Annotated in this window: 20 protein-coding genes; 12 read left to right on the plus strand and 8 right to left on the minus strand. The window is 67.1% G+C overall.

The window, feature by feature from the left end; translation table 11 throughout:
- Nucleotides 1–25: 25 nt before the first annotated feature.
- Nucleotides 26–1,246: an MFS transporter gene (locus CFB50_RS10940; protein WP_089445843.1), complete on the minus strand. Its 1,221-nt coding sequence runs from the start codon at nt 1,244–1,246 to the stop codon at nt 26–28.
- A gap of 323 nt (nt 1,247–1,569) precedes the next feature.
- On the opposite strand from CFB50_RS10940, the gene CFB50_RS10945 reads away from it, so the two are divergent.
- From CFB50_RS10945 to CFB50_RS10985, 9 genes are all read left to right on the plus strand, one after another.
- Complete coding sequence (locus CFB50_RS10945; protein ID WP_089445844.1) at nt 1,570–2,340, plus strand: GntR family transcriptional regulator; 771 nt, start codon at nt 1,570–1,572, stop codon at nt 2,338–2,340.
- The gene (locus CFB50_RS10950; RefSeq protein ID WP_089445845.1) at nt 2,337–4,076 is read left to right on the plus strand and encodes a fumarate reductase/succinate dehydrogenase flavoprotein subunit; all 1,740 of its coding nucleotides are present in this window, start codon (nt 2,337–2,339) and stop codon (nt 4,074–4,076) included. The genes CFB50_RS10945 and CFB50_RS10950 overlap by 4 nt, the downstream gene beginning before the upstream one ends.
- A 10-nt stretch (nt 4,077–4,086) precedes the next feature.
- On the plus strand, nt 4,087–4,332 hold the full coding sequence (locus CFB50_RS10955) for a 4Fe-4S dicluster domain-containing protein (RefSeq protein ID WP_089445846.1): 246 nt from the start codon (nt 4,087–4,089) through the stop codon (nt 4,330–4,332).
- A 31-nt stretch (nt 4,333–4,363) separates the two neighbouring features.
- Nucleotides 4,364–5,359, plus strand: a complete 996-nt coding sequence (locus tag CFB50_RS10960) for a HEAT repeat domain-containing protein (RefSeq protein WP_089445847.1) — start codon at nt 4,364–4,366, stop codon at nt 5,357–5,359.
- Complete coding sequence (locus CFB50_RS10965) at nt 5,356–5,643, plus strand: gamma-butyrobetaine hydroxylase-like domain-containing protein (RefSeq protein ID WP_089445848.1); 288 nt, start codon at nt 5,356–5,358, stop codon at nt 5,641–5,643. The genes CFB50_RS10960 and CFB50_RS10965 overlap by 4 nt, the downstream gene beginning before the upstream one ends.
- Nucleotides 5,644–5,740: 97 nt before the next feature.
- Nucleotides 5,741–6,625 carry an NAD(P)-dependent oxidoreductase gene (locus CFB50_RS10970; protein ID WP_089445849.1) on the plus strand — a complete coding sequence of 295 codons (885 nt, stop codon included), beginning with the start codon at nt 5,741–5,743 and terminating at the stop codon, nt 6,623–6,625.
- Nucleotides 6,626–6,675: 50 nt separating this feature from the next.
- Entirely contained in the window at nt 6,676–7,167 is a 492-nt protein-coding gene (locus CFB50_RS10975) for an NUDIX hydrolase (protein WP_089445850.1), read from the plus strand.
- A 115-nt stretch (nt 7,168–7,282) separates the two neighbouring features.
- On the plus strand, nt 7,283–7,747 hold the full coding sequence (locus CFB50_RS10980) for an acetyltransferase (protein WP_089445851.1): 465 nt from the start codon (nt 7,283–7,285) through the stop codon (nt 7,745–7,747).
- Nucleotides 7,748–8,097: 350 nt separating this feature from the next.
- Entirely contained in the window at nt 8,098–8,715 is a 618-nt protein-coding gene (locus CFB50_RS10985; protein ID WP_089445852.1) for a 3'-5' exonuclease, read from the plus strand.
- 156 nt (nt 8,716–8,871) lie between these two features.
- Here the strand turns inward: CFB50_RS10985 and CFB50_RS10990 are convergent, their stop codons facing one another.
- Nucleotides 8,872–9,165 (minus strand): hypothetical protein, encoded by a 294-nt coding sequence (locus tag CFB50_RS10990; RefSeq protein ID WP_089445853.1) that lies wholly within the window; start codon nt 9,163–9,165, stop codon nt 8,872–8,874.
- A 264-nt stretch (nt 9,166–9,429) separates the two neighbouring features.
- On the opposite strand from CFB50_RS10990, the gene CFB50_RS39485 reads away from it, so the two are divergent.
- Entirely contained in the window at nt 9,430–9,600 is a 171-nt protein-coding gene (locus CFB50_RS39485) for a hypothetical protein (protein ID WP_179254169.1), read from the plus strand.
- 56 nt (nt 9,601–9,656) lie between these two features.
- Here the strand turns inward: CFB50_RS39485 and guaA are convergent, their stop codons facing one another.
- The 6 genes from guaA to CFB50_RS11015 all read right to left on the minus strand — a co-directional run bounded on the left by guaA (nt 9,657) and on the right by CFB50_RS11015 (nt 15,351).
- Nucleotides 9,657–11,276, minus strand: a complete 1,620-nt coding sequence (guaA, locus tag CFB50_RS10995; RefSeq protein ID WP_089445854.1) for a glutamine-hydrolyzing GMP synthase — start codon at nt 11,274–11,276, stop codon at nt 9,657–9,659.
- 116 nt (nt 11,277–11,392) lie between these two features.
- Nucleotides 11,393–11,998, minus strand: a complete 606-nt coding sequence (locus tag CFB50_RS11000) for a hypothetical protein (RefSeq protein WP_089445855.1) — start codon at nt 11,996–11,998, stop codon at nt 11,393–11,395.
- A gap of 6 nt (nt 11,999–12,004) precedes the next feature.
- Nucleotides 12,005–13,465 (minus strand): IMP dehydrogenase, encoded by a 1,461-nt coding sequence (guaB, locus tag CFB50_RS11005; protein ID WP_011352433.1) that lies wholly within the window; start codon nt 13,463–13,465, stop codon nt 12,005–12,007.
- A gap of 51 nt (nt 13,466–13,516) precedes the next feature.
- Nucleotides 13,517–13,678, minus strand: a complete 162-nt coding sequence (locus tag CFB50_RS39490; RefSeq protein ID WP_179254145.1) for a hypothetical protein — start codon at nt 13,676–13,678, stop codon at nt 13,517–13,519.
- A 73-nt stretch (nt 13,679–13,751) separates the two neighbouring features.
- Entirely contained in the window at nt 13,752–14,558 is an 807-nt protein-coding gene (locus CFB50_RS11010) for a DUF2182 domain-containing protein (protein ID WP_089446088.1), read from the minus strand.
- Nucleotides 14,559–14,586: 28 nt separating this feature from the next.
- The gene (locus CFB50_RS11015; RefSeq protein WP_089445856.1) at nt 14,587–15,351 is read right to left on the minus strand and encodes a DUF899 domain-containing protein; all 765 of its coding nucleotides are present in this window, start codon (nt 15,349–15,351) and stop codon (nt 14,587–14,589) included.
- A 114-nt stretch (nt 15,352–15,465) separates the two neighbouring features.
- Between CFB50_RS11015 and CFB50_RS11020 the strand changes: the two genes are divergently transcribed.
- Both CFB50_RS11020 and CFB50_RS11025 read left to right on the plus strand, forming a co-directional pair.
- The gene (locus CFB50_RS11020; RefSeq protein ID WP_089445857.1) at nt 15,466–16,686 is read left to right on the plus strand and encodes a helix-turn-helix domain-containing protein; all 1,221 of its coding nucleotides are present in this window, start codon (nt 15,466–15,468) and stop codon (nt 16,684–16,686) included.
- 31 nt (nt 16,687–16,717) lie between these two features.
- Entirely contained in the window at nt 16,718–17,404 is a 687-nt protein-coding gene (locus CFB50_RS11025) for a Vgb family protein (RefSeq protein WP_089446089.1), read from the plus strand.
- The last annotated feature ends 130 nt before the right edge of the window (nt 17,405–17,534 follow it).

Below are 17,534 nucleotides of genomic sequence, written 5' to 3' on the forward strand. Positions count from 1 at the left end.
AGCCGTCCCCGCTTCGGTCGCAGGGTCACGCAGCCACCGTTTCCCGCCGCGCATTCGCGAACGGGCGGAACATCATCGCGATCAGGAACGCGCCGAGACCGATCGCAAACGAGCCGAGATACAGCCAGCCGTAGCTGCCGAACGTATCGACGATCAGGCCCCCGGCGACGGGGCCCGCGGCCATCCCGAGGCTGCCGGCCATCGCGCAGCCGCCGATCACGGTGCCCATCATCCGCAGCGGGAAGTTCTCGCGCGCAAGCACCGAATACAGCGGCATCACGCCCGCGTAGATGAAGCCGAACACGATCGCGACCGCGTAGAACCCGTCGAGCGTGCGCACGAAGTAGTACCCGAGCGCACCAAGCGCCTGCGCAAGCAGCCCGGCCACCAGCATGCGCTTCGCGCCGAGGCGGTCGCCCAGGATCCCGAATGCGATCCGTCCGGCCATGCCGGCGAGCCCTTCGACGCTGTAGATCGACACCGCGACGATCAGCGGGATCCCGCAGGTCACCGCGTAGCTGACCGTATGGAAGATCGGGCCCGAATGCGTCGCGCAACAGAAGAAATTGGTCAGCAGCAGCACGATGAACTGCGGCGAACGCAGCGCATCCGCGACCGACATCGCCGCAGGCTCGCCGGCAGGCGCCGACGCCGCAGGAGCCGCCTGCGCGCCGTCGAGCGCGGGCGCCCGGCGTACCAGCAGCGACACCGGAATCATCACGAAGGCCGCCAGCGCCGCAATCAGCAGCATCGACGTGCGCCAGTCGCGCACCGACACGAGCCACGCGGCCAGCGGGGCCATCGTCATCGGCGCCATCCCCATGCCGGCCGACACGAGCGACACCGCGAGGCTGCGGTGCGTGTCGAACCAGCCCGTCACACACGCCATCATCGGCGCGAATATCGCAGCCGTCGCGCCGCCGACGGCGAGGCCGAAAGTGAGCTGGAACGCGAGCAGCGACGGCGCGCGGCTCGCCAGCGCCAGGCTTGCCGACAGCAGGACGGCGCCCGTGATGACGACCGGGCGCGTGCCGATGCGGTCCGACAGGCTGCCCCACCCCATGCTCGCGAAAGCCATCGCGATGAAGCCGAGCGTCATCGCGCCGGAAATGCCGGTCATCGACCAGCCCGTGTCGCGCGCGATCGCGCGCAGGAACACCGGCAGCGAAAACATCGCGCCGATCGCGATGCAGCCCATCAGGCCGCCCGCGGCGACGATGACCCAGCGGTATCGGGAATCCGGCATGGGGTACCTCCTTTTCGTTACGGCGATCCTCGGGAACCGGGCGCCACCTGCTTCGCGCAATGCTCGGTCGACATGGATACGACGGACGGCGCACCGCGAAATCGACATGCGCGGCACACACGCCGGCTAATTTTCTGATTGTCCGCGGATCCGCTCCGCCCGCAACGGGCGGACCGGCCGTCGCCGCAGGCCGGTTCGACCGTTCGGTCCGGCCCTTGGCGCCGCGCTTTTCCGGAATCGGAAAGTCGAAATCAGAAATAGTTGGTTGGGGCGCACGACCCGGCTGACTACACTCGAGCGATCTTGTCATAACAAGTTGACCGATGACCTCCCCCAACGTCGTGCCGCTGTCAGCGGCCCCGCTCTATGTGCAGATCAAGGACACGCTGCGCACGCGCATTCTCGACGGCACCTATGCGCCGCACAGCCGGATGCCTTCCGAGCACGAACTCTGCACGATGTTCGACGTCAGTCGCATCACGGTGCGCCAGGCGCTCGGCGATCTGCAAAAGGAAGGACTGCTGTTCAAGCTGCACGGCAAGGGCACCTTCGTGTCGAAGCCGAAGGCGTTCCAGAACGTGACCTCACTGCAGGGCTTCGCCGAGGCGATGTCGTCGATGGGCTACGAGATCGTCAACCAGGTGCGCAGCTTCCGCACCGTCAAGGCCGACCGCCATCTCGCCACGAAGCTGAACGTGCCCGAAGGCGCGCCGCTCGTCGAGATTCATCGTGTGCGGCTGCTCAATCGCGAGCCCGTGTCGCTCGAACAGACGTGGGTGCCCGAAGCCCTCGGCAAGCGCCTCGCGGGCGCCGATCTCGCGACCCGCGACATTTTCCTGGTCCTGGAAAACGACTGCGGCATCCCCCTCGGCCATGCCGACGTGTCGATCGACGCGATCCTCGCCGACGACGAGATCGTCGATGCACTACACGTCGAGGAAAGCAGCCCCGTGCTGCGCATCGAGCGCCTCACGCACGACGCATCAGGCGCACCGATCGACTTCGAATACCTCTACTTCCGCGGCGACGCCTTCCAGTACCGGCTGCGCATCGACCGGCAGAAACCGCGCAAACCTGCAAGGAAACAGCGATGACTACCCATGTGCTCGAATACGACATCGTCGTGGTGGGCGGCGGCACCGCCGGCCCGATGGCGGCGATCAAGGCGAAGGAGCGCGACCCGTCCCTGCGCGTGCTGCTGCTCGAGAAAGCCAACGTGAAGCGCAGCGGCGCGATCTCGATGGGGATGGACGGCCTGAACAACGCAGTGATCCCCGGGCATGCGACGCCCGAACAGTACACGCGCGAGATCACGATCGCCAATGACGGGATCGTCGACCAGGAAGCCGTATACGCGTATGCGACGCACAGCTTCGCTACGATCGAGCAGCTCGACCGCTGGGGCGTGAAGTTCGAGAAGGACGGCACCGGCGACTACGCGGTGAAGAAGGTCCATCACATGGGCTCGTACGTGCTGCCGATGCCGGAAGGACACGACATCAAGAAGGTGCTGTACCGGCAGCTGAAGCGCGCGCGCATCGCGATCACGAACCGGATCGTCGCAACGCGCGTGCTGACCGACGCGCAGGGTCGCGCGAGCGGCGTACTCGGCTTCGACTGCCGCACCGCCGAGTTCCACGTGATCCGCGCGAAGGCCGTGATTCTCTGCTGCGGCGCAGCCGGTCGCCTCGGCCTGCCGGCCTCGGGCTACCTGATGGGCACCTACGAGAATCCGACCAACGCGGGCGACGGCTATGCGATGGCGTATCACGCCGGTGCCGCGCTCGCGAATCTCGAATGCTTCCAGATCAATCCGCTGATCAAGGACTACAACGGCCCCGCGTGCGCGTACGTGACGGGCCCGCTCGGCGGCTTCACCGCGAACGGCAAGGGCGAACGCTTCATCGAATGCGATTACTGGAGCGGCCAGATGATGTGGGAGTTCTACCAGGAACTGCAAAGCGGCAACGGCCCCGTGTTCCTGAAGCTCGACCATCTCGCGGAAGAAACGATCCAGACCATCGAGCAGATCCTGCATACGAACGAGCGGCCGAGCCGCGGCCGCTTCCATGCCGGGCGCGGCACCGATTACCGCAGCCAGATGGTCGAGATGCACATCTCCGAGATCGGCTTCTGCAGCGGGCACAGCGCATCCGGCGTGTACGTGAACGCCCGCGCGGAGACGACCGTGCCCGGGCTCTACGCGGCCGGCGACATGGCGGCCGTCCCGCACAACTACATGCTCGGCGCATTCACGTACGGCTGGTTTGCCGGCCAGAATGCGGCCGACTACGTGGCCGGCCGCGAGCATGCGCCGGTGAACGACGAACAGGTCGCCGCCGAACGCACCCGTGTGCTTGCCCCGCTGCTGCGCGAGCGCGGCCTCGCGCCGGCGCAGGTCGAATACAAGCTGCGCCGCATGGTGAACGACTATCTGCAACCGCCGAAGGTGACACGCAAGATGGAAATCGGTCTTCAACGTTTTGACGCCATTACTGAGGATATCGAAGAGATAAAGGCGAACCATCCGCACGAACTGATGCGCGCCGCCGAGGTGCGTGCGATCCGCGACTGCGCGGAAATGGCCGCGCGCGCGTCGCTGTTCCGCACCGAAAGCCGCTGGGGGCTATACCACCACCGTGTGGACTTTCCACATCGCAACGACGCCGAATGGTTCTGCCATACCTGGTTGCGCAAGGACGCCGACGGCGCGATGGGCAGCGAGAAGCGGCCGGTCGAACCGTATGTCGTGCCGCTTGCCGACGACGAGCGCGGCGCCTACACGAATCTGCGCATCCGCGAGCCGGCCGCGCTCGCGGCCGCCCTTTGAGGAACCTGCCATGCCCCATACCCCGCACGACGTCTTCCAGCGCAGCAGCGCACCCGTGACGATCGACGAGACCCTGTGCATCGCCGACAAGGGCTGCACTGTCTGCGTCGACGTATGCCCGCTCGACCTGCTCGCGATCGACGTGACCAAAGGCAAGGCCTATATGCAGTTCGACGAATGCTGGTACTGCATGCCATGCGAACGCGATTGCCCGACCGGCGCGGTCAAGGTCGACATCCCTTATCTGCTGCGCTGACCGTGTCCTTCAACGCTCTCTCCCGTCGCCCATGACCGACTCCTCCTTCACTACCGCGTTGCCCCGCGTACACGCCCCCGACGAAGCCGCACTCGTCGCCCGCCTCGCCGCGCCCGATGCCGCCGTGCGCCGCGTCGCACTGTTCGAACTCGCCGATCTCGAGGACCCGGGGTTCGTGCCCGCGTTCGTCGCCGCGCTGAGCGACGATCCGTCGGCCGACGTGCGCGGCGAAGCCGCCCGCGTGCTCGGCGCGTGGGAGCAGCCCGACGTCGTCGACGCGCTGTGCAGCGCATTGCTCGATCCGGACGCCGACGTGCGCGACGCCGCCGCGCAGAGCCTGTCCGAACTGAAGGACGCTACATCGGGCGCCGTGCTGTGCCGATGGGCCGACCGGCCCGAGCCGTTCGTGCGCCGTGCCGTGCTGCGCGGATTGCGCGAGGTGCGCGACCCCGGCGCGTTCGCGCCCGCGCTGCACGCGCTCGATGCCGAACACGCCGAGGTGCGCGTCGAAGCCGTGGCGGTGCTCGGCTGGCTCAAGGATCCGCGTGCGCTGCCGCCGCTCGCGCGCACCGCGACAACCGATGCCGCGGCGGAGGTGCGACGTATTGCGGTTGGCGCGATCGGGTTCGCGACACCCGACGATGCGACCGTCATCCACGCGCTGTTTGCCGCGTTGCGCGACCGCGAATGGCAGGTGCGCGAGGAAGCGGCCACGACGCTCGGCAAGCTGCGCGTCGCGACCGCGTGCGAACCGCTCGTCGCCGCGCTCGATGACGACTACTGGCAGGTGCGCCTGCGTGCCGCGCGTGCGCTCGGGCAACTGCGCGATGCGGCCGCGGCGCCGGCCGTCGTCGTGCTGCTCTCGCACGCGATCAGCAACCTGCGCAAGGAAGCTGCGCTTGCGCTCGGTGAATTGCGGGACTGCGCGACGTTACCCGCACTGACCCACGCACTGGAGGATCACGATCCGGAAGTCCGCAAGGCCGTGCGGATCGCGATCCGGCAGATCGACGAGGCGTCGCGATGATCTCCCCGACCGACATCGTGCTCGATCATCCGGCGCGCACGTTGACACTCCGCTGGCCGGACGGTCACACGCAACGCGTCAGCTATGCCCGGTTGCGCGGCGATTGCCCGTGTGCGGAATGTCGACGGATCCGGCACGACGGCGGTCGTGTCGATGCGCGACCCGACCTGACGCTGGACAGCCTTGAAACAGCCGGCTACGGCATCCGCGTGGTGTTCGGCGACGGTCATGCGCGCGGCATCTATCCGTGGCCGTATCTGGCGGGCATGACGGCGCGGCCGTGACGTCGCTCCCGCGGCTGCGCGGATGACATGGCAGGCCTGCGGAAACGCTGCGATACTGACGCCCACGATCGTCTCCACCCACCGTGGGAGCCAGAACATGCAAACCGCAGTCGGATTCATCGGCCTCGGCGTAATGGGCACGCCGATGGCGCTCAATCTTGCGCGGGCCGGCACGCCGCTCGTCGTATGGAGCCGGTCGCACGGCAGCGACGATGCGCTGCGCGACGCAGGCGCGCGCGTGGCCGAGCACATCGACGACGTGTTCGCGGCCTGCCGCACCGTGATCCTGATGCTCGCGAACGACGCGGCGATCGACGGCGCCCTCGCGCGCGGCACGACCGGTTTCGCCGCCCGTGTCGGCGGCCACACCATCGTGAACATGGGCACGAACGCACCCGAGTATTCGCGCGCACTGGCCGACGACATCGCCACCGCGTCGGGCCGTTATGTCGAAGCGCCCGTGTCGGGGTCGCGCAAGCCGGCCGAAGCCGGTCAACTCGTCGTGATGCTCGCCGGCGCACCGGACGACGTCGACGCCGTCCGTGCGCTCGTGAAGCCGCTGTGCCGCGACAGCTTCGTGTGCGGCGACGTGCCGTCGGCGCTGACGATGAAGCTCGCCGTGAACCTGTTCCTGATCACGATGGTCACCGGCCTGACCGAAGCCACGCATTTTGCGCAACGCCACGGCATCGATCTCGCCCGCTTCGCCGACGTGCTGAACGCGGGTCCGATGGCGAGCGACGTGTCGCGCGTGAAGCTCGGCAAGCTCGTCGCGGCCGATTTCTCGGTGCAGGCCGCGATCACCGACGTGCTGAAGAATGCGCGCCTCGTCGCCGAATCCGCGCGCGGCATCGGCATCGCGTCGCCACTGCTCGACATCTGCCATGCACTCTACGGCGAGACCGAGCAGGCCGGACATGGCGCGGACGACATGGTCGCCGTGATCCGCGCGATCGAGCAGCGCACCGACGGCGCGCAATGAATCTTCACCGGCCGCCCCATACACTCGAACGCACCCGCGCATAGCACCACATGTCCGACTCACCCCGCTCCCCAACCAGCGCCCCCGCTTCCGTCCGCCCGATTCCCGCCGTGATCGGCATCGTCCTGCGGGAGCGCGACGTGCTGCTGGTGCGTCGCGCCAATCCGCCCGATGCGGGCTGCTGGGGCTTTCCCGGCGGCAAGATCGAAGCGGGGGAATCGATTGCAAACGCGGTCGTGCGCGAGATCGCCGAAGAGACGACCATGGACGTCGAAGCGCTCGACGCCTTTACCGCGCTGGATGCGTTCGATTACGATGCCGGCGGCGACGTGCGTCAGCATTTCGTGATGGTCGCGGTGCTGTGCCGATGGTTGCGCGGCACGCCTGCCGCCGGCGATGATGCGCTCGACGCGCGCTGGTTCGATCTCGCCGAACTCGACCGCGATGACTTGCCGATGAGCGCAGGCGTTCGCGATGTCGCACGACGCGCGATCGAGCGTGCGGCGGTCCTGGGTCACGCGCAGCGTCCGGCCAATACTTGAAACCTGAAATACCGCCGTCTTTCACGCAGCCGTTGCGAGCGGCCCGACCGGGACCATGACGGTGCCGGCTACGCGCCGACGAACTTCCCATTACACATCAAAGACGGGCCAACCCATGATCAGAATTCGCAAGTCCACCCCGGCCGACGGCACACACGTGCTGGATATCTGGCGCAACGCGGTCGACGCCACGCACCATTTCCTCAGCGATGACGACCGACGCGCGATCGAATCCGAAGTCGTCGCGTTCCTGCCCGGTGCACCGCTCGATCTCGCCGTCGACGATACCGACCGCGCGATCGGATTCATGCTGCTCGACGGCAATCACATGGAAGCGCTGTTCGTCGATCCCGCTCACCATGGCGCGGGTGTCGGACGCCTGCTTGTGGAAGACGCGCTCAAGCGTCACCCCGACCTGTCGACCGACGTCAACGAACAGAACGAAGCGGCAGCGGGATTCTATGAACGGCTCGGCTTCGAACGCACCGGGCGATCGGCGCTCGATGGGCAGGGGCGCGCCTATCCGTTGATCCACCTGCGCTATCGCGCGGCACCCCTGACCTCGCCGCAGCACGCATAGCCGTGTCCGGCGCGGGATTTACGAGGACCTGATCGAGCTCGGCATCAGGCAGGGTACGGGACAAACCACGGGCCCGATCCGGATGGTTGAGGGCGATAACGGGCTTGCGGCATGACGCGCGGATCAATGAGCGGCCAATAGTCGGCAGCCAGCATCCTGTCGCATCGTCGTGCGTCCTGTCGAATCGACGGCCGATCGAGACGAATTCGCGGGCGTTCAGAGCTATCGATTGGGTCGACGTGCGCCGCACGGATGGTCGTTTCTCGAGCTGAACGAGCCTGTCGCGGGCCTGAAGATGCTACCCTCTCGGCCACTCTAAACGACACCGCGTGAAGCAACAGGATTCGACCATGCAAACCGTTGCGGTACTGGACTTCGAAACAACCGGACTTTCGCCGAACATGGGCGACCGAGCGACCGAAATCGCCGTCATCCTGCTCCGGGACGGGGAAGTCGTCGATCGTTTCCAGAGCCTGATGAATGCAGGCAGGCGCATACCGTCCGATGTCGTCGCACTGACCGGCATCACGAACGAGATGATCGCAGCCGCGCCGCCGGCGTCGACAGTCATGAAGGAAGCCGCGGCGTTCGTCGGCAAGCATGCCGTCGTCGCCCACAACGCCGGTTTCGACAAACGGTTCTGGCAATCCGAGCTCGGGCTTCTGGGCATGTCGGCCGAACATGCCTTTGCGTGCACGATGCTCGTGGCGCGACGTATCTACCCGGATGCCCAGAGTCACCGCCTGTCGAGCCTGGTGGATATGCTGCGGTTGCCGAAATCGGGCCGTGCGCACCGGGCGATGGTCGATGCCGAGATGGCCGGGCACCTGTGGTGCCGGTTGCAGCACGACATTGCGCGGACTTACGGACTGAATCGCATCGATCACGCGCTCATGACGCGTGTGCAGGCCACGGCGAAGGCGAAAGTGCCGACGTACCTGCGGTCGCTCATGGGTTCGCACGCGTGAGCATCCGGGTCGCGAGGGTTCCGACTCGCGCAATCCATGAATGAAAAAACGGCTTGGCAACCTGCCAAGCCGTTTTCTTGTCGCAGCAGTCTTCCGGTTGATTCCGTCGTGACCTGCCGTCAGGCCGACCAACTGAGTCGCGTCTTGTTTTTCGTACTATGCAAGGCCGATAAGGAGCACTTTGAGAACACCTCCATGCTGGAGGTCTCCCAGAAAGGCAACGACCTTCTGCTTCTGTCCAAGCGCTGTGAGCGCGTTTCCGATCTGGATCAGCAACGCCGTGTTCGAGGTATTCACTGAAAACGAATACCCGCCCTCGTTATTGAGCATGAACGGAACGGTATCCTGATTGTCCCAATAGCCCATCTGAATCGACTGAACATCTACCCGCGTCAAATTGTCCGCCTGCTCCGCGAACTTCTGGATTTCGCTGAAATTTTCGTTCGACATGACAATTTCTCCTGCAGTGAGTTGAAAGAAAGCCGAAAACCAGGGTCGTATAGGCCGAATCTGGTTTGCGTGCATCACGCATCGATAACGTTCATCACAATCTCCGCAGTGGCTTGGATCAGCCATCCACGAAGAGCCCTGCCGGGAAGAAATTAGGCTGAGCGCGCGGAGCAATCAATTACACTTGATTACAGTCGCGGCGAAATCGGAAGGTAGCGGCACGTCGTTTTCCGGCATGGTGCAGTCAATGCGCGGAGCCGCTGGTTGAACAAGAACGGAAATAAAGGCACCCGCGACGCCTCATGGCGCACGAATGCTCTCGGTGTGTTCTGGTCGATGAAACACGCCATCCACGCGATGCGCCAATCGGGCGGTGGCGCCGATCGGGCCAAAAACAAAAAAGCCCGCTGTGAAGCGGGCTTTGATGTGCTGTGAAGCGGGCTTTGATGTGTTCTGCTGTCAGGTCGTACCGGCACGTGCCGGACGTCCAATTACTCCCACTCGATCGTCGCCGGCGGCTTGCCCGAGATGTCATACACCACACGGTTGATCCCGCGCACCTCGTTGATGATCCGGTTCGACGCCCGGCCAAGCAGCGCGTACGGCAGGTGCGCCCAGTGTGCGGTCATGAAGTCGGTCGTCTGCACTGCGCGCAGCGACGTCACGTAGTCGTACGTGCGGCCATCGCCCATCACGCCCACCGACTTCACCGGCAGGAACACCGCGAACGCCTGACTCGTCAGGTCGTACCAGCTCTTGCCGACATCGGCTTCGCCGCATAGGCCGGCGGCCGCATCCTGCGCGGTCGCGGTCGTGTTGCGCAGTTCCTCGATGAAGATCGCGTCCGCACGGCGCAGCAGGTCCGCGAACTCGCGCTTCACTTCGCCGAGAATCCGCACGCCGAGGCCCGGGCCCGGGAACGGATGGCGGTACACCATCTCCGGCGGCAGGCCGAGCGCAACGCCCAGCTCGCGCACTTCGTCCTTGAACAGGTCGCGCAGCGGCTCGAGCAGCTTCAAGCCGAGCGTTTCCGGCAGGCCGCCGACGTTGTGGTGGCTCTTGATCGTCGTCGCCTTCTTCGTCTTCGTGCCGCCCGATTCGACCACGTCCGGGTAGATCGTGCCCTGCGCGAGCCACTTCGCCTTCGACAGCTTCTGCGCCTCCGCCTGGAACACCTCGACGAATTCGCGGCCGATGATCTTGCGCTTCGCTTCCGGATCGGTCACGCCGGCCAGGTGGCCGAGGAACTGGTCGGACGCGTCGACGTGCACGACCTTCGCGTGCAGGCGGCCCTCGAACATGTCGAGCACCATCTTGCCTTCGTTCAGGCGCAGCAGGCCGTGGTCGACGAACACGCAGGTGAGCTGGTCGCCGATCGCGCGATGGATCAGCGCAGCGGCAACGCTCGAATCGACACCGCCCGACAGGCCGAGAATCACTTCCTCGTCACCGACCTGCTCGCGGATCTTCGCGACGGCTTCCTCGATGTGGTTGCTCATGATCCAGTCGGGCTTCGCACCGGCGATCTGCAGCACGAAGCGTTCGATGATCTGGCGGCCCTTCACCGTGTGCGTGACTTCCGGATGGAACTGCACCGCGTAGTAGCCGCGTGCCTCGTCGGCCATGCCGGCGATCGGGCAGCTCGGCGTCGACGCCATCAGCGCGAAGCCCGGCGGCAGCTCGGCAACCTTGTCGCCGTGGCTCATCCAGACCTTCAGCATCCCGTGGCCTTCGTCCGTCTTGAAGTCCTCGATGCCGTCGAGCAGGCGCGTATGGCCGTGCGCGCGCATTTCCGCGTAACCGAATTCGCGGTGGTCGCTCCACTCGACCTTGCCGCCGAGCTGCACGGCCATCGTCTGCATGCCGTAGCAGATGCCGAGCACCGGCACGCCGAGATCCCACACGGCCTGCGGCGCGCGCAGCTGATGGTCTTCGTACGTGCTCGCATGGCTGCCCGACAGGATCACCGCCTTCGGCGCGAACTCGCGGACGAAGTCGTCGGACACATCGTTCGGATGGATTTCGCAGTAGACGTGCGCTTCGCGCACGCGTCGCGCAATCAGTTGGGTGACTTGCGAACCGAAGTCGAGAATCAGGATTTTGTCGTGCATGGCTGCGGACGGGATGAAGAGAATAAGAAAAGCAGCGCATCATTTTCATCATGCGCTGCGTCAATAGCATGGACAGCGGCGTCGGGCGGAAGGCAGCACGCTCGACGCATGACCGGTCAATCCTGCATCGGCGGGCGCTCGTCGAGTGCGACGGTGCCGGACGACGATGGGCGGGATGCGACCGGTGACGACGATGCAGCGGACGCTGCCGGGCGGCTGACGACGGGTTCGACGCGCTGCGGTGCGGGCGACGACGCGGGCGCCATCGCCGGCTCGGCCGGACGCTGCGCCGGCGCGCGTGCCTCGAGCGCCTGCGCTTTTTCGCGCTGGCGCACGGCCGATGCGAGCCGCACGCCGCCGAGGCCGAGCACGATCAGCGCGACACCGGCCACGGCCGACAGCACGCGGCCGGCGGCCGCGAGCGCGGGACCGCTGCCGGCGCCGATCGACCAGACGATCGTCAGCGCGCCGGTCAGCCAATACACATGGCCGACCGATCGCGCGACCGGCGCCGTGAGATCCCCGTTGAACGCTGCATGAAACGCGAGCCACGCGAGCCCGAGCAACGCGATGCCGAACGCCTGGCCGAGCATCGCCGGCTGGACGTTCGCAAGCTGCAGCGCGTTGAAGAGCGACTGCCAGGGCGTCAGCACGAACAGCACGCCGAACGCCAGCAGCAGGACGGCATCGATGATCAGCACGGCTCGCAGCAGCGGTTTCATCGGCGATCAGTCCACGTGGTAGTTCGGCGCTTCCTTCGTGATCTGTACGTCGTGCACGTGCGACTCGCGCATGCCCGCCGCGGTGATCTGGACGAATTCGGCCTTGTCGTGCAGCTCGTCGATCGTCTTGCAACCGCAGTAGCCCATGCTCGCGCGCACGCCGCCGACCAGCTGGAACAGGATCGCGTTGACCGAGCCCTTGTACGCGACACGGCCTTCGATGCCTTCCGGCACGAGCTTGTCGATGTTCGCCGAGTTGTCCTGGAAGTAGCGGTCTGCAGCGCCATCCTTCATCGCACCGACGGAACCCATGCCGCGATACGACTTGTACTGGCGGCCCTGGTACAGGAACACGTCGCCCGGCGCCTCTTCGGTGCCCGCGAACATGCTGCCCATCATCACCGCATTCGCGCCGGCCGCGAGGGCCTTCGACACGTCGCCCGAGAAGCGCACGCCGCCGTCGGCGATGCACGGTACGCCCGTGCCCTTCAGCGCTTCCGCGACGTTCGCGATCGCGCTGATCTGCGGCACGCCGACACCGGCGACGATCCGCGTCGTGCAGATCGAGCCCGGGCCGATACCGACCTTGACCGCATCCGCGCCGTATTCGACGAGCGCCTTCGCGGCGGCGGCCGTAGCGATGTTGCCGCCGATCACTTCGACGTGCGGGAAGTTCTGCTTGACCCAGCGAACGCGCTCGAGCACGCCCTTGCTGTGGCCGTGTGCGGTATCGACGACGATCACGTCGACGCCGGCCTGCACCAGCAGCTCGACACGCTCTTCGTTGTCGGGACCGACGCCGACCGCCGCGCCTGCGCGCAGCTTGCCGTGTTCGTCCTTGCACGCGTCCGGGTGCTCGGTCTGCTTCGTGATGTCCTTGACGGTCATCAGGCCGCGCAGTTCGAACGCGTCGTTGACGACCAGCACGCGCTCGAGGCGGTGGCTGTGCATCAGTGCCTTCGCTTCGGCGAGCGGCGTGCCTTCCTTGACCGTGACGAGGCGCTCGCGCGGCGTCATGATCGACTTGACCGGCTCATCGAGGCGGGTTTCGAAACGCAGGTCGCGGTTCGTGACGATACCGACGAGCTGCGGGCCTTCGACGACCGGGAAGCCCGAGATGCCATGCTGGCGCGACAGCGCGATCACGTCGCGCACCTTCATTTGCGGCGGTACCGTGATCGGATCGCGGACGACGCCCGATTCGAAACGCTTGACCTTCGCGACCTCGCGGGCCTGTTCGGCCGGCGTCAGGTTCTTGTGGACGATACCGACGCCACCCTGCTGTGCCATCGCGATCGCAAGGCGACCCTCGGTGACCGTGTCCATCGCGGCGGACACGAGCGGCATGTTCAGGGAGATGTTGCGGGTCAGCTTGGTCTTGAGGCTGGTGTCGCGCGGGAGAACGTCGGAGAAGGCGGGAACGAGGAGCACGTCATCGAAAGTGAGTGCTTTTTGGATCAGACGCATGGCAAATCCTATGGGCGCAAAAGCGAATTATACGCGAAGCGCCGTGAATTTTCACAACACGAACAACGGCTTAGCCGGTTTCGGCCGTTCGGGGGCCGAATCGTTCGGATCGCCGTTCGGTTCGTTTTCGATCGCTTTTCGTTTCACCGCCGCATCGAGCCATTCGCGCAGCCGGCCACGAAACGGCCCATCCGCCTGTTGCGGACGGGCCACGCGGCGGTCGCGGCGACGATGAAGCCCGGCCCGGCAACGGGCCGAATAGGCCGAACGGGCCTACCGTCCCGCCTCACGGCAGCCCGGCCGCGCGGACGATCATCACCATGCCGCCGCCGATCGCGACACCGCCGACGATCCGCGCAACCTGCCCGCCGGCCGGCACAAGGCGCTCGGCGGCGATCGCAACCGTCACGACCGCCATCACGCGCAGATCCATCATGCCGGCCGCCAGCGCGACCGCCATCAGGTTCCCGCAACACGCGCCGCATCGGATCGCGGCTCGCACGCCGTGCCGCCATGCCGCACCGGTCTCCGCGTGCGGCGGATGCACGCAGGTCGCCGCGTGCCGGCAGCACGTCAGCCGGCGCGCCTTCCATCCGGAGCATTGCAGGACGCCTGCGGCCAATACGACCGTGCCAGCCACGAACGGCATTGCGCGAGCGAGCACCGGCAGCCGTGCGGCTGCGCTCATCAGCGCGGCGCCGGCCGGAAACACGAGCGCGCCGACTGCCATCCACACGGCGAAATACCCGGCGCCCGCCACGGCGACCAGCCAGGTCGAACGCGCCGCCGCCAACGGGCCGGCGCTCTGCCGGTATCGCCACAGCACCGGCGCCAGCACGGGCAGCATCATCGTCACCGTCATCGCGCCCCACATGCCGGCGAACGCCGCGAACGTGCGGCCGGCGCCCCATCCGCACGGCTGCTGCCATGCCGCCGACGTCATCCAGCCGCCGGACACCGGTGTGCCGCCCATCGCGGCCATCGACACGTGCTGCGTCACGGTCGCAACAACGGCAACGGCGAACACGGCCGCGAGCGCCACCGCGAAGGCTCGCGGATCGGGGCCCGCACCGCCGGCCGCAGACCGAGCCATCGCCCGCCCCCGCCCGTCGCCGGCGCGCTCAGCCGCGCGCGTACTCGTCATGACGGCGCCACCACGGGCCGGTCTCGTTGCGCCCGCGCGGTGCGCGATCGAGCCACTGGTACATCCCCCACAGCGCGTCGAGGCCGCGCGCATAGGTCGAATACGTGTGATAAACCGCGCCGTCCTCGCGCACGAACGCGCTCATCCCCGGCCGGTCGAGCGAATACGTGACCGCGTCCGTGCCGCACGTCGCAGCGAACTCCACGACGGGTGCCGGGGGCGGATCCATGTCCATCGCATGACCGGCCCGCGTGTAGTTGTACTCGACGTCGCCCGCGCGCTGCTGCGCTTCGGTGAACGACACGTTGAAGTCGAAGTTGAAATCGCTGCCGACCGACGACACCCACGGAAAGTGCCACCCCATCCGCTGCCGGTACGCGAGCAGCTTCGCGAGCGGCGCGCGTGACACGGCGGCGAGCGTCACGTCGTGGTTCGCCAGATGCACGGCGAAGCCGTCGAAACCGTCGGCGATCGACGAACACGACGGGCAGCCGGCCTTGTAGTCGGGGCCGAACATGAAGTGATAGACGAGCAGTTGCGAACGGCCGCGAAACAGGTCGTCGAGCGTTGCCTGCCCGTCTTCGGTGTCGAACCGGTAGGTCTTGTCGACGCGCACCCAGGGCAGCGCCTGGCGTCGCCGCGCGAGTTCGTCGCTTTGCCGCGTCAGCGCCTTTTCCGCGTCGAGCAGTGCGCGGCGCTCGGCCAGCCATTCGTCGCGCGTTCCGGTGAGATGGGTCGTCATGGCGGGTTCCTCCTTCCGATGGGTATCCGGGCACGGCGTCCGGTGCCGTGTGCGTGGTGCTAGATTAGTGGCGGACATCGGACCAGAGGGAGTGACAAGTGTGTCGGGATTCGGATGGATTCGCTGATCACGGCGGCCGCGCGCGCGCTCGCGGCCGGTGACGCGCTCGGCGCGCTGAACCGCGTCGCGCTGCGCGACGATGCGCCGGCGCTCGCGCTGCGCGGGATCGCGATGGCGCAACTCGGCGATTTCGAACGTGCTCGCGCACTCGTGCGCGGCGCCGCTCGTGCGTTCGGCGTCAGGGAGGCCGTGGCGCGTGCGCGCTGCGTCGTCGCGGAAGCCGAGATCGCGCTCGCGTCGCGCGACCTGCGCTGGCCGACGCGCGCGCTCGATGCCGCGTGTGCGACGCTCGACGCGCACGGCGACCGCGCGAACGCCGCGCATGCGCGCTATCTCGGCGTGCGCCGGCTGCTGCTGATCGGCCAGCTCGACGATGCCGAGCGGATGCTCGCGAATCTCGATCCCGCGCCACTGCCGGCTGCATCGCGCGCCGCCCATGAGCTGATCGCGGCCGGCATCGCGATGCGCCGCATCCGCACGCACGCGGCCCGCGCAGCGCTTGCCCGTGCGCGCGCAGCCGCCCACGACGCCGGTATCGCCGCGCTGACGGCCGAGGTCGACACCGCGGCACGCGTGCTCGACGCACCGGCCGCGCGCCTTGTCACACGCGGGACATCGCGGCTCGTGTCACTCGATGAAGTCGAGACGCTATTCGCGTCGAACGCGCTCGTCGTCGATGCGTGCCGTCACACGGTACGCGACGCGCGCACGACCGTGTCGCTTGCGCGGCGGCCCGTGCTGTTCGTGCTTGCCCGCGCGCTCGGCGAGGCATGGCCGGCCGACGTGTCGCGCAACGCGCTCGTCGCTGTCGCGTTCCGCGCGAAACACGCGGACGAATCGCATCGCGCACGCCTGCGCGTCGAGATCGGCCGGCTGCGCGCGGTGCTGCGGCCGCTCGCGAACGTCATCGCCACGCCCTGCGGCTTCGCGCTCGAACCGCTCGGCATACGCGAGACCGTCGTGCTGGCGCGCCCGGTCGACGATCGCCACGCAGCCGTGCTCGCGCTCCTCGCCGATGGCGAAGCGTGGTCGAGCTCCGCGCTGGCGCTGGCCCTCGGCGCGAGCCAGCGCACCGTACAGCGCGCGCTCGACGCGCTCGCCGAAGCCGACAAGGTCCAGGCGCTGGGCCGCGGCCGCGCGCGCCGCTGGATGACGCCGCCATTGCCCGGTTTCGCGACGACCTTGTTACTCCCCGCCCCGCTCCCGGGCGATTAGGATGACCTCACCGAACGACGAGGTGACGAACATGAAACGCTCCCGCGCAGACATCCTTCGCGAATACGGCCCGTTTCCGGGCGTCGACGGCGTACACGGCGTCACGTACGACGGGCAATACGTGTGGTACGCGTCCGGCGACAAGCTGAATGCGCTCGACCCGGAACGCGGCACGACCGTCCGCTCGCTCGACGTCGCCGCGCATGCGGGCACGGCGTTCGACGGCTGCCACCTGTACCAGATCGTCGAGGACCGCATCGAGAAGATCGATCCCGAATCGGGCCGCGTGCTCGCGACGATCCCCGCTCCCGGCAAGGGCGGCGATTCCGGGCTGGCTTGGGCCGAAGGCGCGCTCTGGGTCGGCCAGTACCGCGAACGCAAGATTCATCAGGTGGACCCGCAAACGGGTGCCGTGCTGCGCACGATCGAATCGAACCGCTTCGTCACCGGCGTGACGTGGGTCGACGGCGAGCTGTGGCACGGTACCTGGGAAGCCGACCAGGCCGACCTGCGCCACATCGATCCGCGCACCGGCCAGGTGCTCGAACAGATCGACATGCCGGCAGGCGTCGGCGTATCGGGGCTCGAATCCGACGGCCACGACCGCTTCTACTGCGGCGGCGGCAACAGCGGCACGTTGCGCGCCGTGCGTCGGCCGGCGCGGGCCGGGGCGTCGGCCAACAATGCGGGCGCATCGCCCGATTCGGCTGACGAATGATCCGCAGCCTGCCGTGATCGCTCCGGGGCGCAGCACAGCTGCGCTCCGCCCTGCGCCGAGTGCAGGAATGAACAAGACGACGTCGCGACCGCGTCGCTAAGCTGCGCGCTCGTCAATCATGTGTTCGGAG

It is taken from the genome of Burkholderia sp. AU33423, assembly GCF_002223135.1.
In the GTDB taxonomy this organism is placed as follows: Bacteria; Pseudomonadota; Gammaproteobacteria; order Burkholderiales; family Burkholderiaceae; genus Burkholderia; species Burkholderia lata_D.